Raw genomic sequence first — 16,701 nt, forward strand, 5'->3', positions numbered from 1 at the left:
TCACCAGCCCAGGAGGGCGAACGGGTCGTGGTCGGAGGGGCCGTCGGTGCCGGTGTTCCCGTCGGGGCGGTCCGGCTGGGTGCGGCCGGTGGGGACGGTGACCCAGAGGTGACGGACAGCGCGCCGGGCGAACCGGGTGCCGGTCTTGAGGTCGTAGGTGTCGGGGACGTCGACGGCGAGCTGGTCACCGGTGGGGTCCTCGACGGTTGCTTCCAGGGACACGGTGGGGCCTTTGGCCTGTCGGCGGCGGTGGTTGCCGGCCTGCCAGGGCACTTCCTTCAGGACTTCTTCCAGCCGGGTGTCGTCCCGCAGTCCGAGGCTGACGGGTCCGGTGGGCGGGCAGGAGCGGCGGCCGAGACTGAGCGGGAAAACGGGGTTGCGGACAGCCTTTTCCAGGCCCTCCATCAAGGCGTGCGGACCGCGGAGGGCTGCGACGAAGACGGCGTCTTGGAGGTAGAAGCGCTGGGTGACGCCGGTGTACTTGGGCGGGGCGGTCCTGGTCTGCTGTCCCTTGGCGTTGGCCTTGGCGGACAGCAGCGGCAGCCCGCGGTAGTCGCTGTAGGTGTGGTAGTCGCGCAGCAGGGTGCCGGGCTGGTCCACCCGGACGCCGAGTTGCAGTCCGACCAGGTCGGTGAGAGATGCCTCTCGGTCGCGGCCTTCGGCGGCGGACAGGAGACCGAGGATGCCGGACTTGGTGGGCTGGGGACGCGTTTCGCGCCGGTTGTAGCGGGACGGGCCGCCCCAGGACTGCAGGGGGGCGGCCAGCCGCAGCACGAGGACGGAGTGGTCGGTGCCGGTCACCGGTTGCCGGCCTGCGTGGTCTCGGCGGGGGCGAGCCGGCCGTCGGCGAGCCACTGTCCCACCAGGGCGCCGACGGTGTCGAGCAGGGCGGGGAAGGGCCGGGAGGGACCGAAGACCTCGGTGATTTTGTCGCCTTCGGCGGTGTAGGTGGCAACCGTGCGCAGTGGTTTGTCGCCCCAGGTCTCGCCTACCGCCTTGAGCTCGTCGGCGAGCCGTACAACGGATTCCGAGGCCAGGCCGGTGACGCCGGTAACGGGCTCTTCGTAGGCGGAGACCAGGTTCACGGGCTGGTCGGCGCGGACCGTCACCAGCACCAGGTGGGGCAGGGTGCGGTGGGCGAAGGAGTTCTGGTGCCCGGTCGGCATGGACCGGGCGAACGCGTCGACGAACCGGACCGCCGCCTGGCGGGTCTCCTCGGTGTCGGTGAGGTTGTCGCGGAGCTGGTGCACGCCCAGGACGGCGTAGCGGTACAGGGTGGAGGAGTTGAATTCGACGGTGCCGATCATGCCGGCGCCGTGGTCGTCGGTGTTCTCGTCGTCGACGGCGGTGTAGTAGTCGAACTCGGTGCGCACGGCGTGGGTGGACAGGGCGTGGGCGACCTGGACGGAGGCGTCGACGTTCAGGGCGGGAAGATCGGCGACCATGCGGCCGAACAGGGCGACCTCGGCGGGGTGGCCGGTGGACAGCGTCTGGACGACGGGAAGCTTCTTCACCTCGTTTTTGAGGTCGTCGTCAGGCAGAGCGGCGAGTTCGGCGGCTTTGCCGTCGAGCAGTCGGACGAGGGCGTCGAGTTGCTTCTTGCCGAAGAACAGCAGGTAGGCGGACTGGTCTTCCTTCTTGCTGGACTTGGTGATGCCGAGCGGCTCCAGCAGGGCGCCGGCCAGGCGGTCGGCTTGCTTGCCGGTGAGTCCGGCGCCGCCCTCGGCGGCGGGGCGGGCCAGACGTGTGGCGAGCAGGGTGGCGATTCGCTTGGTGCGGGTGGCCCGGTCGGCCTCCGGTACGTGCTTGGCGTATTCGGTGCGGGTGGCCCGTTTCCAGGCTTGGGAGGAGACGCGGGCGCGGCGGGCGCCGCCGTAGACGGCCTGTTTCGGGGTGCCGGAGTCGTCCCGGTTGACGTTGGACGGCGGCAGGCTCTGCAGGATGTGGATCTCGACGAAGAGGGCGGGCTGGCTCATGGCATGACTCCTTGAAGGCACGGGGCGCTGTCGTGCGGGCGCCGAAAAGGAAGACGGGCAAAGCTCGGTTCGACGTGTGCGGGTGCGCCGGGCCGAAAGCCCGGTGCCGTGGCGGCCGGTGGGGCCCGGGCGGCGTCAGGAGGAAGCAGCGAGGTGGAAGTCGCGGTCCCATCGCTGCCGGAAATCGGTCGCGGCGTCCGGGTGGCGGGGGTCGTCCCAGGTCCGCAGAGCGGTGCGCAGCAGGTCGTAGTCGAGTCCGATGCGGGCCTGGTTCAGCAGCGGGATGAGGGAGCGCAGGTGCATGGCGAGTTCGTCGGCGTCGGCGGAGGTGAGCAGAACGCCGAAGCGCCGCTCGAGCGCCGCGGTGGCGGCTTTTCCTTCGCTGTCCGCGGCAGCCTTCCTCAGGAGCAGACCGGCGGCGGTGCCCGGGCTGGTCCCGGCGACGTGCATCGGCCGGTTGTGGGTTTGCTGGTGGCGGGCGAAGAGGGTGAGCGCGGTGTGCTCGGCCGCCAGGTCCCGGGTGAGGGAGCCCTTGTTCCGCCACTCGGATGCCATGTGGGTGCGGTGGAACGGCCACATCGCGGCGATGGTGCCCGGCTCACGGCCGGTGCCTGAGCGCAGCGCGGCCAGTTCCGCTCCGGCCTGCGGGCTCCCGGGGACGAACGTCACCCAGTACGGCACCCGCTCCTGGCCGGCGCCCTCTTTGCCTTCAGTGCCCGGCGCGCATGGATCGGTGTACTGCAGTCCCCAGGATCGCAGCACCCGGTTGCGGCCCGGGCCCTCCCACGCGGTCAGCTCGCGCAGCAGGCGGGTGTAGTCCAAGCCGATGCCCGCGTGCCGCAGGAGCGGCACGAGCCGCTGAAGGTGCTGCACCAGTTCGTTCAGGTCCTGGGCGGTGGCGGCCGCGATCAGCCGGCGCTCCACGGCGGCCTGCGTCAGCGCCTCGCTCCGGCGCAGCAGCAGGCAGGCGGTACCCAGACCGACATCCGGCTGGTGGACGGGTTCGGACGCAGCGTGCTGGTGCAGCCCGAAGAGGGTCAGCGTGTGATGCTCTGCAATGTACCGGTTCGGAAGGAGGTCCAAGCCGTCGTCCTGAAGGGGGACACGGTGCAGGGAGCGCAAGGCCAGGTTGGTACCCGCCTCCTGATTGACGCCCTCGCGCAGGGCGCGCAGGTTGCGTGTGACGTACTCGGAAAAGCGCGGGCGCTGCCCTTCCTTGCGCGCCGACTGCCAGTCCTGGACGGTCTCCTCCCAGAAGAACGGCCGGGCCGGGCCCGTCGGCGGGCGGGTGCGGGGGGTGCTGCCGTTGATCGTCATGCGGCGGCCTCCTCTTCGCGCTTGGCACTGCGTTCCTCGGCGGCCCGCGTCAGGATGCCGGCGAGCCTGGTCCGAAAGACGCCGATGGCCTTGCCGCTGCGGTACACGAACTCCTTGTCGCCGCTCTTCACCGTGCGGCCCACCACGGCCCGCGGCGGGGCCGCCGCGAGCAGGAGGCCTGCCTCCCGCTCGGCGGCGATCTGCACGGACTGCTCCCACGCAAGCTGGGCGCGCTCCAGGAGCTCCTCGTCGTCCTCCTCGACGGTTCGCAGCCCGGCCAGCAGGCGGCGCATGGTTGCATCAAGGCGGTGCAGGAACTGCGCGGACGGCCGGCTGCCCTTGTCCCGGGGCAGCGGATCACCGCCGGCGGCGATCCGCAGATCGTTGTTGAGGCCGTCCAGGGCACGGGCGACCTGGTCCGCTTGTGCCACGCACTCCAGCAGCGCTTCACGCAGCCAGTCGTCCTGAGCGAGCAGGGCCTTCACCGGCAGAGGCAGGTCGTCGCCGATAGCGTTCTCCACCACGGCGGACTGCGTGCCGTACTCCAGACCCGACGTCTCCACACCCAGCGGATACCGCGCAGACAGCACGTGGCCGCCCTGCAGGTCACCGACCTGCCGCAGCAGCAGCGAGGTGTAGGGGCCGTCACCCTGCACAGGCAGGCTCATCGCCAGGAGCGTTCCCAGCCCCTGCCACGCGGCACGGCCCGACGTGTGGCGACGGGGCCGCCGCTGGGGCTGGCCCTTCTTCGGCTTGGCCGTGTGCTGCCACGCCGTGTGCGGCTCGAACTCGGGCGTCTGCGCCAGCCGGTCTCCGGCCGACACGATCGCCCGGTGCACCCGCCTGCCCTGCTCCGTCTCGCAGGCGATCAGCCGGATGCGGCGGGCCTGGAAGGTCAGCAGGTCCAGCAGACCGGTCGCCGATCGCTCGGACCATGCAGGCTGGGACGGCGACATGCAGCCCAGGCCAGCCGGACGCTCGCTCCACGCCCACTGCGGCCGGTCTCCCGGCTCCAGCCCGTCGGGCAGGATCGGCGTGTTCAGCAACAGCGTGTCGTACAGCGTCTCCCCCGTGGGTACAACAATTCCGAGCTGACCGAGCGGCCCGGTCGGGTTGCCGGTCGTCTTCCCGTTCTTCGCCTGCGGGTCCCCCACCGCGCCAGTTTTGATCGACGCCGTGTCCCAGCAGTGCACGTGCAGCAGCCACAGCGCCGCATCCCCCGGCGCCAGCAGCAGCTCGTCGGCCTCGCTGAGCGCGCTGAACAGGGGCACGTTGTTACCGGACGCCACGGACGGCACCAGCTGAGCGGCCGTCTTCGTCTCCCCGTTCAGCGCCTCAAGCCCGGCAACCTGAGCGAACGGGCGTTCCGGGTCGAACAGGCGGAACCGGTCCCCGTAGCGGGGGCCCAGATACTGCGCCAGACGGTCTTGTTCATCCTTCGAGAAGTGACCGCGATGGAACCGCTCACTCCACTCCTGCCGGGTGCGCGGCACACCAATCGCGTCGATCATCACCGGCAGCAGCAACTGCCGCAGCACCACCGGCAGCATCGTGTGCACCGGCAGCTCCAGACGCCGAATCGTGTGCGCCTCGGACAACACGCCCCACACACCGACGGACTGCTGAACCCCATCACGATCGACGACGCGGAGCCATCTGTCGTGAACGAGGTCTCCCACGCTGCTCATGGCGGTCCCCCCTCCATGTACTGAACCTTCCCGCATCCCCCCGGACGCGCCGATCGAACCGAGCAAGCCCCCTACCGCTAGCGGCAGTTGGCGCTCACCCGATCGTTGAGAGCGTGTCAGGCAACGTTTGGTACTTCAAGCGGATCGAGGAAAGTCAGCTGCAAGACAGCCGGCTCACGGCGATTTCACCGGTGAGCGGGTACTCTGCGCACGGCTCGTGGAGCCGGAGCCTCCCCGAAACGGTTGTGATCGGCACGGGGGTGTTCCCGCTTGGTACTTCAACAGGCACGAGAAGCTGTCCCCGCAGCGCGGGGTGAAGCGGCCCCGGCCCGGCTCCACAGCCCCTTCACCGCCCTCCTCGCTCGATGACCAGGCCCAGCACGTCGTCGTACGACACCCGGTCCGCGCCCAGCTGCCGTGTGCCGTCGTCCTCCAGCACGAGCGCAAGGCGGTATCGAAGCCACGGCCGACCCGCCCACCCCGCGAGCGGGCTCAGCTCCGCCCGCCCGGCGTCCGTCAGACGTGGGGGAAGGCGGACAGTGCCGCCGATCAAGCGGTCGGTCACCTCGTCATCGTCCACCTCACCATGCACCCCAAGCCAAGTCCCGTCGACAGCCCGGTAACCACCACCAGACCCCCGCACGATGATCACTTCGACGGACGGATCCCCATCCCGCACGACGGCATCGAGCTGATCTTCGGAGGCGGCCAGGCTGCCTGCGTAATGCAGCCCCTCCAAGGTCGGAAAGGCCCACTCCCGCCGCCGGCACAGCAGGAACTCCTCGGCCGTCTTCTCCCGCTCCCGTTCCCCCGCCTGCCACCGCTCCCACGCGGCGCCCTCCTTCCAGTGCGCCGGGCAGGTCTCGCTGTCTCCGTAGGCCCGCGCGACCAGAGTCGGCACATCGGCGGGAATGCTCCACGGCGAGGGCGCCGCCTCCCCCGCATCCGCGGCCGCAAGAGGGCCCGCGGCCTCCGACACCAGAGCCGCCGACCGCAGCAACGACCACTCGCCATAGATCCCCTCCGAAGCGCGCAGGAACCGCGGTCTGCCGTCGTTTCCGGGCGCCACGCCGGTGACCAGCACGCGGGGCACTCGGTGTGCGGCCGGACGATACGTACCGCTGTGGCGGTGCAGCCGGCCAATGCGCTGCAGGAGAAGGTCTGCGGGCGCCAAGTCTGTGATCAGCACGTCGGCGTCCACGTCGAAGGACTGCTCGGCCAGCTGGGTGGCGACCACAACCATGCGCGGCGGCCGGTCCCCGCCGACCTGCGGCCCCATCAGACGCAGGCACTGCGCCGTGCGATCCGCACGGTGGGCGGCGCACAACCGCGCGTGCAGCAGGTGCAGGACGCCGTCGAAGCCTCCCTCCTGCAGGTCGCGGTAGATCCCCTGAGCCCGGTCGACCTGGTTGACCACCACCAGGGCGATACCTCCGTCGGCGACAGCCTCACGTACGGCCGCGGCGACCCGCGCGCCGGCGGGGTCCGTGTCGGGCAGCCAGGACAGCCGCACAGGCACCGACTCCCGCCAGGACGGCACCGCCTTCCGGGACGTCTCGGCAACCGCCCGGCCGCCAACGCCGTAAGCAACCGTCACACACGGGTAACCGGCCGGCTCCGGCACGCTCTGATGCACGTCAGCCGTGCCCAGCACACCGGACAGGTAGGCGTCGACGAACAGCTGCCGCTGAGCGGGCGGCAGCGTCGCGGACAACAGCACCACAGGGGTGCCCGCCTGGCCCAGCCAGCGCAGCGCCTCAACGAGGAACTGCCGCATGTAGACGTCGGCCGCATGCACCTCGTCCACGACGACGACCTTCCCGGCCAACCCGGCGAAACGGAGCATGACGTGCCGGGTACGGGTCGCCGCATGCAACAGGTGATCGACCGTGCCCACCGCAAACGCGGTCAGCAGGCCGCGCTTGTCACCCAGAAACCAGTACGCCGGACCGTCCGCCCCGGGGCCGGTGACCCGCTCCGCCCAAGGCGGAGCGGACATCATGCCGAAATCAGAGTCCTCATCGATTGCGCCGAAGTCGTCATCGACCATGCCGGGAACACCGAGGCGCTCCTCGTCCCCGCATCCGCAGCCGTCGCTGTCCGGACGCGGCTTACCCTGCCAAATCGCCCGCCACCAGGCGTTGAACCGCCGCCGACCATGCAGCAACGCGACCTGCGACTCCAGCTCGGCATCGAAGGTGCGCACCCACTGCAGCACCTGCTCGTACATCGGGTCGCTCGTCGCCTGCGTCGGCATCGCCACAAACACCCCGTCAAGGCCGAACCTCGCCGCTAAAACCTCCGCGGCCGCGAGCGCCGCCTTCGTCTTCCCCTCCCCCATCGGAGCCTCGGCCACCAAAAGCCCCGGCGCCGGCATCGACCACGCCCGCTCCACCAGCTCCCGCTGCGACGCCCGCGGCTCAACGCCCAACCGGTCAGCCAGCGGCACCAGCGGATCCTTGGGCAGAGGCAACTCCCGCCACCCGCCACGCAGCCTCAGCCGCTCCCAGGCCGCCTGCGCACGACGTCGCGCCCCGGCGAAAGAAATCAAATTGGCGTCCGCCAGCCCGGGGAACTGACTGTGATCGCTGGCGATCCAGTCCGCCATCACGATCAGACCCGACAGCGCCAGCTGCTCGGCCTTACGCAGCGAGCCCACCGGCCGCACGTCCGCCAGATCCTGAAAACCGACCGCACGCGTGAAGACATCCACGACCGCCCGCTGGGCCTCCTCCCAAGCGGCGCCCCGCCCCTGGGCCCCTCGCGGCGGCCTGAGCGCAGCCGCCGACGGGAACGTGCCGTGGTGCCCGGCGACCAGCGGCCACACCCACCCAGCGGCCTCCTGGCCACCCCACTCCGCGACCAGCCGCGGCAACAGCAGCACGGCGCCGGCCACATCATGACGCCACCGCTTGTCCCGGCCCGTCGGTAACCGCCCCCACGTCAGCCCCGCCGCCAGAACCGGCGCCGCCTCGACAGCATCCACGGCCTGGAACGCCGGACAAGCCTTCCCGCAGTCGTGGATGCCGCACACCCACATGAACCACAGCCGCCCCCGGCCACCGCTGATTTCGTCCAGCCGCCGCCGGAACCCCGCCGCCACATACCGATCCCACATCACCCCCGCCACAGCAGCCGTGTCCAGCAGATGCCCCAGCAGCAGATGGGTCTGTCCACCGTTGCGCGCCGCCGACTTGCCCCACAGCCGCGAGACCCGCTCGACGGCATCCGGCGACAGCCCCATCGCCTTCATCAGCTCAACGACCGAAGTCTCACGGTCCACGAAACCCCCAATCCCCGCACACTGCCGGCACCATAGACCCCGCCACTGACAACGGCACCGCCATGCAGGATCCGGTCGGACGCGACTCCGCCACCTGCCCGGTCCCCTTCGCCCCGACCGGGTCACACAACATGTGGCAGGAACACCAAGCACTTGGAGGAAGCTGAACCAGGTGAATCAAAAGCACGGTTCTTGGTAGCGTCACCGCAGCTCAACAAGTGTCGTCCCCGCGCCCGCGGGGGTTGCTCCGCCCGTCAGGACTACCTCACCGACCCGATCACGTCGTCCCCGCGCCCGCGGGGGTTGCTCGCGCTCACTACCCCCTGCTGCAACGTCGGGGTCGTCGTCCCCGCGCCCGCGGGGGTTGCTCCTCGACTGGCTCAGCGAGCACCGCGGCGCCACCGTCGTCCCCGCGCCCGCGGGGGTTGCTCCCGCCGCGGCGACGCGATCGGCCTCCTCAATGTGTCGTCCCCGCGCCCGCAGGGGTTGCTCCTTCGCCGAGCCGGGCGAAATCTGGTGCGACCCGTCGTCCCCGCGCCCGCGGGGTTGCTCGGACGGCCAGCAGATGCGCAGCATGGGGCTACCGTCGTCCCCGCGCCCGCGGGGGTTGCTCCGCCTCCGTACGCGCCATCGGCCGCACCGTCCGGTCGACCCCGCGCCCGCGGGGGCTGCTCCTGCCAGTCCACGGACGCCAGGTGTTCCTCCAGGTCGTCCCCGCGCTCGCGGGGATGTCCCTCCGAGGAGTTCCAGCACCTTGAGGTCACTTCTCGAAATACGGTCGGCGGCGCTGCGGCCCGGCCTGCTGTGGGTATGACCAGCGGCAACTCCGGTGACGTGGAAGGAGAATCCGTGGCAGAGAGGGAAACGGCGATTCGTGCTGTGACGCACCTTGCTGACTACGTTCATTGGGTCCGGGAGTGGCCTGACAAGCCAACCTGGCGGGACCGGCTCCGCAGATGGGTGTTCCCCGAGTCCTACGCATACGACCTGGACGCCGCACCGCCGAGGCCCTGGGTCGACCGGCCCGCCGGGTACTACGAGCGGACAGGCTGGCGCATTCGCGCGGCCTACTTCAGATCGGATCTGGCTTTCGAGGTGGAGTACGTCGTCTGTGATGTGTGCAAGATCGGCTGGGTAGAGGCGCCCACGTCCTACGAGGGCTACAAGCGCTGTGGCCTCGCCTCGGCCGCCCTGCGATCATTACGCCGCGCCTATCCCGGACTCCAGTGGCACACGGCAGGCGGGCACTTCCGGGAGTCTGAGCCCTTCTGGGGTTCCGTCAGCGTGGACGTTCCTGGAGGCTATACAAGGCGGGAAAGGTGTCATCACCTGGAACCACGGCGAGCACGGTGACCTCTCCCCGCCCGCGACACCAGCGAGCGCAGCGTCTCTGCTTGCGTGTGCGGAATGACCTCCGCAGAACGACGGCTGGGAAGTGTCGGTGCTGGCGTTCACCCTGCTGGCGTGTTGGCGATCGTCAAAGCCGCCTCGAGCTGGCATCGCAGCCGAAATAACCGACGAGCACCATGAGCCGGTCGCTGGCGCAGAGGCCGTGGGCTACACCTCAGCAAGACGGAAGGGTGCTTTGTCCGTGATGCCGAATTCGGTGAAAGTAATGAGAAGCGAGCTGACGGCGCGGTATGGATGCAGGTCAGCAAGTGTGCTCCCCGCGCCCGCGGGGATGGTCCCCCGCTGCTGGTCGGCCCCGGTTACGAGATGCTCTGCTCCCCGCACCCGCGGGGATGGTCCCCCGACGGGTCTCGTGATCATCGTCATCGGGGTCTGCTCCCCGCACCCGCGGGGATGGTCCCACGACGAGAAGGCAGGGCTGGAAGTCGGCGGACTGCTCCCCGCGCCTGCGGGGGTTGCTCCGCAGCAGCAGACCGCCGATACCGGCTCACCGGGTCGTCCCCGCGCCTGCGGGGGTTGCTCCTTGAACGCGGCCCGGCCGGTCTCCACCAGGGCGTCGTCCCCGCACCCGCGGGGGTTGCTCGGTCCGATGGCCCGCCCCCTCGACTTACTCAAGCTCGTCCCCGCGCCCGCAGGGGTTGCTCCCTCACGGAGAGCAGATGGGCTCAGTCCTGGTGTCGTCCCCGCGCCCGCGGGGGTTGCCCCTGGACGCTGCCGGCGCCGTCCTCGTGGAGCTTGTCGTCCCCGCGCCCGCGGGGGTCGCTCATTGATGGGCCGGGCGCCGACGTTGTTCGTCGCGACGTCTCTGCACCCGCGGGCTGCTGCTTCCCAGGCCACGACCAGGGCCTGGGAACGCCAGGTCGATCCCGCTCAGCTCGGTGCTCACGCGATCACGACCTCGGCCGCCTCGCCGTTCAGCGGGCGCGCGGCGAGCTTGGACAGCCGGTCCATCCACGGCGCGGCCGCAACCTGCTCGGTGCGCGCCGCCAGTTGCTGGCGCAGCTGCTCCAGCCGCGCCGCGAGCAGGTAGCCGGCCGTGCGCTCCCGGGCCGCGTCGGCGGCCTTCATCGCCGCGCTGACGGCGTCCGCACCGTTGGGGTTGTGCTGGTACCAGCGGCGATTCTGCTCGGTTTTGTACGCCCGCCGAGCCTCGGCTTCGGCCTCCTCGGTCCGGCCCAGTATCGCCAGCGCGTTGCGCCGGTACTCCGGGAGAGCCTCCTGGACGGTGTGGAGGGCGCCGTACGCGAGCACGGACGCGGTGCCTACCGGGTCGGCCTCCTGGTCGGCCGGGTCCATGGCGCGCAGGTAGTCGGCGCGGACGGCCGCGATGTCGCGGTCAAGCGTCGCTCGTACCTGGGCGGTGACGGCGGCGACGTCGCCTGGGTCGGTCAGGTCGGCCGACCAGGTGGCCGCGACCAGCCCGGCCTCTACGATCAGGGCCTCGGTCCGGCGCCGGTAGCCGCACGCCTCGCACAGCCCGGCCGACCGCTGTTGCCCGCAGTCCTCGCACGGCAGGGCCTGGCGGACCGCTTCGGCGGCTGCGGCTGCCTGACGCTCGCGCTCAGCCAGCTCCCCGGCGGCTGCGCGGGCGGCCTCGCGGCGGGCCTGCTCGGCGGTGGCCTGCTCGCGCCTCCGTACGAGGTCCTCCGCCTCGATGGCGGCCTGCTCCCGCAGCCGCTCCTCGAGGAGGCGCCGACGCTCGCGGTCACGCAGGCCGGGCAGCTCCCGGTCGATGTCCGCCGCGATCCTCGCGCGCTGGGCGCGGCGGATGTGGATCACGTTGCCGCAGTTCTCGCACTCGCCGCCGGTGTCCAGCCGGATGCCGTCGTCGCAGCGCCGGTCCGTGCATGCCTGACGCTGCACCAGGCCCCGCCGGATCAGCCACCCGTACGGCGTGGTGACCAGGGCTTCGCCGCCGGTCTCCGCCAGGCGATCGGTGAGCCGGTCGGCCAGCAGCTGCGGCGCGGCCTCCGGATGCTCCAGCAGGCCCGCCAGGCGCTTCAGCTCCGCCTTCGCTGCCGCCTCGACCTGGTGCTGCTGCCAGCCGGACAGCCGCGCCCACAGCCCGGAGGTCGGTCCCAGGGCCACCCGCAGACCAAGGTCCGCCGGGAGGTCCGCCCTTCGCTGCTGCTGAGCTTTGTCCCGGCCCAGGGCCTTCGCCCGGCTGCCGGCCTTAGCCCTGGCAGCGTGCTGCCCCTCACGCTCATCGACCGGGGACTCTTGCAGCTTTTCCCCGCGAAGCGGGCCGTCGTCCGCCACCGGAGTCCGGCTCGCAGCAGCGGCGGCCTCGCCTTCGGCGGCCTGGTCCTCGCGCACGCACGCGCGCTCCGGCCGACGGCCTTCAGCCCCACGGCCTTCGCCGGAAAAACCACAAGAGAGCTGCGGAGGAACTACGGGAGTAACCACAGAAGCGTGGTCTGCGTGGAGCTCTGCACCATCGGGACGCTCCTGATCCCCAGCCTCCCCGGCCTGCTCAGCACCGTCGATCCCAGAGGTACCAAGGGCACCAGCAGCACCGGCAAGACCATGGTCTCCGACTGCACCAACAGGACGCTGCGAAAACACCGTCCCGAAGCCCGAAACGGCCTCCGCAGAGGCCAGCGTGCGGCCGTACGCGCGGGCCACCGGCAGCAGCATGACCCGGCCACGACCGCGCATCCGGGTCGCCGTCGCCTTGTGCTCACGGGCGACCACCCCGGCCTCCGTCAACCGGGCCAGCACCTTCCGCGCCCCGGCCGGCGAGCAGCCCAGCAGCCGGGCCAGCGTCGCCGCGCCGCGCCCCTCCCGCGCCTTCACCGAGCCGCCGCACAGCTGCAGCCAGCCCGACGCCCGGGTGTTCAGCACCATCAGCAGCAGCCCGAGGCGGTCGGTCGCAGCCCCCTTGCCTGTACGGCTGGCCAGCAGCCCGGCCGGGATCGACTCCTTGCCCTTCGGTGTCCAGCCCGGCCCGAACAGGGCCTCGATCAGACGCAGCAGCGTCGCCAGCTCCGCCTTCGACAACGCCATCGGATGTCCAGCCCCAGCGCGCTTGTGGGCCCTCCACAGCGGCACGACCAGGCAGTCCAGCCCGGTCGGGTGCCCCTTCGCGTCCGTCACCACCCTCGTACGCAGCGCGCCCGAGCCGCGCAGCGCCGGCAGCACCTTGTGGTGAACGGTCGACTCCTTCACGCCCATCCACCGACCGAGCTCCGAGCCCCAGATGGAGGTCTGGAGGTCGTTCTTCTCGCCCTGCGGCGCCCGCGACTTCGCGTACAGCACCACCGCCGCCAGCTTCGGCGCATCTTTCAGCCCGGCGATTGACGGGTCCGACAGCAGCGCCTGGACCGCAGCGCGCAGCCGCAGCCGCATCGCGCGACCGAGGCGCAGCGGGTCGTCCAGGCCGCCGTCACCCGGCTGCCCGAAGGCCGGCACTGACCGCAGGGGACCCCGCTGCCTGAGAGGCATGTCGACCGCGCCCGCGTCGTCGAGCAACGGACGCGGACCGGGCACCATCACGACGGTCGGCGCCGCCACGGCGCTCACGCGGGCACCCCGACAACACGCGCATGCGGCGCCTCGGAACGCCGCTCGCATGGCGAAATGGCTGGTTGAACGGGGAACTGTGACCGGATAGACGCCGCAAAATACGCCAATCGGGCATTGATGGGCTGACAAAGGGCAGCACGATGCTGCAATATGGTCTTGCCTTCCTCAGTGGGCGAGAGAGGGCATGACGAAGGGCCTTCTGGCGCTTCGTTGGTTCGCCGAGAACCGAGCTCGAACTGCGCGGTCGGCCGCTAACCGACTGGGCAGATCCTTCGGGTGGGCCTGCTAAGCCCTCCCGGTGGCAGATGGGACGCCATCAGCCGAGGTGACCGCTAATCACCTGGGTGGCCGGGCGTCCCTGGGGCGGCTGGAAGCCTTGCGCTGCAAGCGCCGCCCTCTGATGACCTACGTCATAACTGCCCCCTCGTCCACAGAGGGGTGGGCAGTCGCATACAGCACGAACACCCCGCCGAAGGGCCAGCCTGCGATCACGCGCTGCTGGCACCACGGCGGGGTGCTGTGTGTCAGGGGCAGGGCACGGGTACTCTGTGTCATGTCGATCACCTTGGACTCGCTGAAAAGGAAAGGGTGGTCGGCAGGCTGCGGACCCCCACTACAAGGTCCGTCGCCCGCCCCCTCGACTTGCTGAAGGTCGTGGGGGCCATTTTTCTATTGATCAAACTCGGTGACACGATACTCCCCCACCTGTCCGATACGTGCCCCAGGGGCCTCACGTGTCGCCGCTGCTGCCATCATGCTGACTCTTCGTCAGGCCTGCTGGAGTGCGCTGGCGTAGTAGCAGGAGAGGACGGCTTCAGCGCCGGAGCCCTGGGCAGTCGCAATGCGTTGGTACCGTGCTGACCGCAGGTCTCCTGCCACGCGGATTCGCGGGTCCTGCAACTGGGTGGGGCAGTAGCCGTCCTCGCCGGTAGCGAGCCCCGTCAAGGCAGCCGGTTTATTGCCGAGGTTGCTCAACACCGTCGGGGTTTCGTAGGACTTGAGCTCTCCGTGTCGGTTCAGGACCTTCACCATCCAACCTTCGCCGTGCGTTCGCTGAGTCAGGGAGACATGGGAGACGGGCACCAGCCGGACGCGGTCGTCTCCCGCGACTTCGGCGACCTTGTAGTCGTCCTCGGGCGGGTAGAGGACGTGCAGCGTCGCCGAGGCGGTGGGGTGGGCGCGCAGCCAAGTTCCCAGTGGTCGGTCACCACCGATCACGTATGACTGGTCGTCGAGGGCTTCTGGGGTAGCGCGCCATAGCGGCGGTGCTGAGGCCTGGACAGGCGCCCTTACCCAGTCGACGTCGGATGCTGTCAGCGCGGCCACGCCCGTGGCGACCACGATTGCCCGTGCCGTGAGTACTTGCCCATCGTCAAGGGCAAGTACGGCTTGGTCATCGTTGCTGCGTACCGCTACGGCGCGGCCCTGCATCACGGTGCACCGGCCCGCCTTCTGGAGACGTTCCAGGTCCAGATTCAAAGCATGTGCCAATTGCGGGCCAGTCGACCAGTTCCCTGCCACGTTTCCCAGCGCGCCGATGGTGTGCAGCTTGCCGCCGACCCGGCCTGCCTCCACTACCACGGTCTGTAGGTGGAGACTGGCCGCCATCACGGCGGCCGCCACTCCAGCCGGCCCGGCACCGACCACCAGCAGGTCTGCTTCGTAGGTCGGTGATCTCATGCTTGCACCTCCTGGGTCCCGCTGATCCTGCTCAGCACGGTGTCGCTGGTGACGAGCTGGCTGGCGCCGATGTTCCGGGCAGCGAGCAGCAGCGCTGCCTCGTGGTACCGGGCTCCGCCTGTCGAGGCGCACGCGTCAGTGACGATCCAGGGGCGGTAACCACCCTGGTACGCGGCCATAGCGGAGTCGTAGACGCAGGCATCTGTGTCGATCCCGCACAGCACCAGGTCGTTCCAGCCCGCTTCACGGATGATCCGTGCGCCTTCCGGCGTGAAGACGGAGGCCTGAGCCTTGTCGATGACCGCGGCTGCCTCGTCCGCGTACCGAGCCAGTTCGGCAACGAGAGTTTGCTCCTCAGCCGTGCGGAGCTTCGTCCAGCCGGTGATCGCCTCGTACGGCGAGCCAGGCTCGTTGTGGAATCGGGTCAGCACTACGGGAGCGCCAGCGGCACGCCAGCCCTCAACGAGGCGCACGATCGTGGGGAGCACGCCGCGGCTGTGCTGGTTGACGAAACCCTGCTGCACGTCGATGACAAGCAGAGCTGTCGATCGGGGATCCACCCAGTCCGCCTTCCACATGCCGTCACGGATTGCTGTCTCGAAGGGCATCCTGGGCGGCGCGCAGCCGATCAGGAAGCTCGCTGGTCGCGAGAATGGCTTCGCGCATCACTCGATGTTGCGCGGTCTCGGTTGGGCGTGCGGTGGTGAGGCGGACGTACGCACTGCGCAGGAAGCGCCAGCCATAATCGGCTGGCATCACCGGATCTTGCCCGTCCTCGATCATGTGCAAGATATGCGACGACACTGCCCACAGCGCCTGTGCGTCCAACTCCAGGGCGATGATCTGGCTCATAGTCAGGGCACGCTCGTCCGGCTGGGGGTGATAAGCCACCCCCGACCAGCCAGCGACGCCCCGCGAGACACCGCCGCCGAACGCCAGCGTTTCGGGATGCGCCCAGCCGTCGCGGAACTTGGCCTCCTCCACCCCGGATCCGAGTGGTACCACGTTCTCCGGGTCCTGTCGGTTGACGAGCACCGAGGGAGTGGTCAACAGCTGCAGCGCCGTCTCGAGGCCGCTTCCCGTCCAGGAGTGGTCACGCAACTCGTACGCGGACAGCACGTACTGCGGAGCGGGCGCTGGCTCGGCACCATCGGCTGAATGCTGCCTCAAGAGGTGGGTCATGTACTGCCCCGCCCACGCCGGGTCCTTCAGGTAAGTCCGGTAGCGCCACACCGCGAGCTCGGTCAGTGAGGCCACCTGCCGATGCTCTTCCAGGTGGACCACCGCGACGCCGCACGCATACACGTGAACGGTCGATGCCTGTGCTGTGCGGTGTCCGCCAGGAAGAGAGCGCTTCTCCAAGCGGCCAGGTCCTAGCGGCCGGGCGGTGCCAGCCGAGTACAACGGGCCGATTCGGTCCCCCAGGTACACCGGCAGAAACTTGTGCGAGATCACCAGGCACGGTCCCGGGCGTGCGGCTGCATCGACGGTAGGAACTGGTTCCCCACGAATCGCTGCCAGCCGCACCCGGAAGGCCTCTTGCTCCTCCGGAGTGCAACGGCTGAGCGCCGTGTCCAGAATCTGCGCCATCCCGGGACGGCACACCCTTACTGGGTTCTCTCGCCACTGCGAGACCGTCCGCGGGCTGATGCCGAGGCGATCGGCGAACTCGCGTACCGATGCACGCATCACCGAACGCAACAGCAGCGCTTCCTCACCTGTCCACTGCTCCACGGCGATCACTACACACCCCCTCAGTGGTCATGTGCCAGGCACGAAGAGCCGTACTGCCACGCTGATTCCACACCACTGCTACGCCGGG

The 16,701-nt window shown here is 69.9% G+C and carries 9 protein-coding genes; all 9 read right to left on the bottom strand.

Annotated elements, in window-relative coordinates:
• Positions 1-801, bottom strand: coding sequence for a type I-E CRISPR-associated protein Cas5/CasD (gene cas5e, locus ACZ60X_RS33395; protein ID WP_469606578.1), 801 nt, complete (start codon positions 799-801; stop codon positions 1-3).
• Positions 798-1,976: a type I-E CRISPR-associated protein Cas7/Cse4/CasC gene (gene cas7e, locus ACZ60X_RS33400; RefSeq protein WP_469606580.1), complete on the bottom strand. Its 1,179-nt coding sequence runs from the start codon at positions 1,974-1,976 to the stop codon at positions 798-800. Before cas7e ends, cas5e begins: the two co-directional genes overlap by 4 nt.
• 135 nt (positions 1,977-2,111) lie before the next feature.
• Positions 2,112-3,293: a type I-E CRISPR-associated protein Cse2/CasB gene (casB, locus tag ACZ60X_RS33405; RefSeq protein ID WP_469606583.1), complete on the bottom strand. Its 1,182-nt coding sequence runs from the start codon at positions 3,291-3,293 to the stop codon at positions 2,112-2,114.
• Positions 3,290-4,981 (bottom strand): type I-E CRISPR-associated protein Cse1/CasA, encoded by a 1,692-nt coding sequence (gene casA / locus ACZ60X_RS33410; protein WP_469606585.1) that lies wholly within the window; start codon positions 4,979-4,981, stop codon positions 3,290-3,292. The genes casB and casA overlap by 4 nt, the downstream gene beginning before the upstream one ends.
• Positions 4,982-5,327: 346 nt before the next feature.
• Positions 5,328-8,264, bottom strand: coding sequence for a CRISPR-associated helicase Cas3' (cas3, locus tag ACZ60X_RS33415; RefSeq protein WP_469606588.1), 2,937 nt, complete (start codon positions 8,262-8,264; stop codon positions 5,328-5,330).
• 2,292 nt (positions 8,265-10,556) lie between these two features.
• Positions 10,557-13,196: a hypothetical protein gene (locus ACZ60X_RS33420; protein ID WP_469606590.1), complete on the bottom strand. Its 2,640-nt coding sequence runs from the start codon at positions 13,194-13,196 to the stop codon at positions 10,557-10,559.
• Positions 13,197-13,967: 771 nt separating this feature from the next.
• A complete protein-coding gene (locus ACZ60X_RS33425; protein WP_469606593.1) occupies positions 13,968-14,879 on the bottom strand; it encodes an FAD-dependent oxidoreductase in 912 nt (303 codons plus the stop codon).
• Entirely contained in the window at positions 14,876-15,457 is a 582-nt protein-coding gene (locus ACZ60X_RS33430) for a cysteine hydrolase family protein (RefSeq protein WP_469606596.1), read from the bottom strand. The genes ACZ60X_RS33425 and ACZ60X_RS33430 overlap by 4 nt, the downstream gene beginning before the upstream one ends.
• Before the next feature lie 4 nt (positions 15,458-15,461).
• A complete protein-coding gene (locus ACZ60X_RS33435) occupies positions 15,462-16,622 on the bottom strand; it encodes a helix-turn-helix domain-containing protein (RefSeq protein WP_469606599.1) in 1,161 nt (386 codons plus the stop codon).
• Positions 16,623-16,701: the final 79 nt, after the last annotated feature.

This window comes from Streptomyces sp. NPDC104106 (assembly GCF_055584345.1).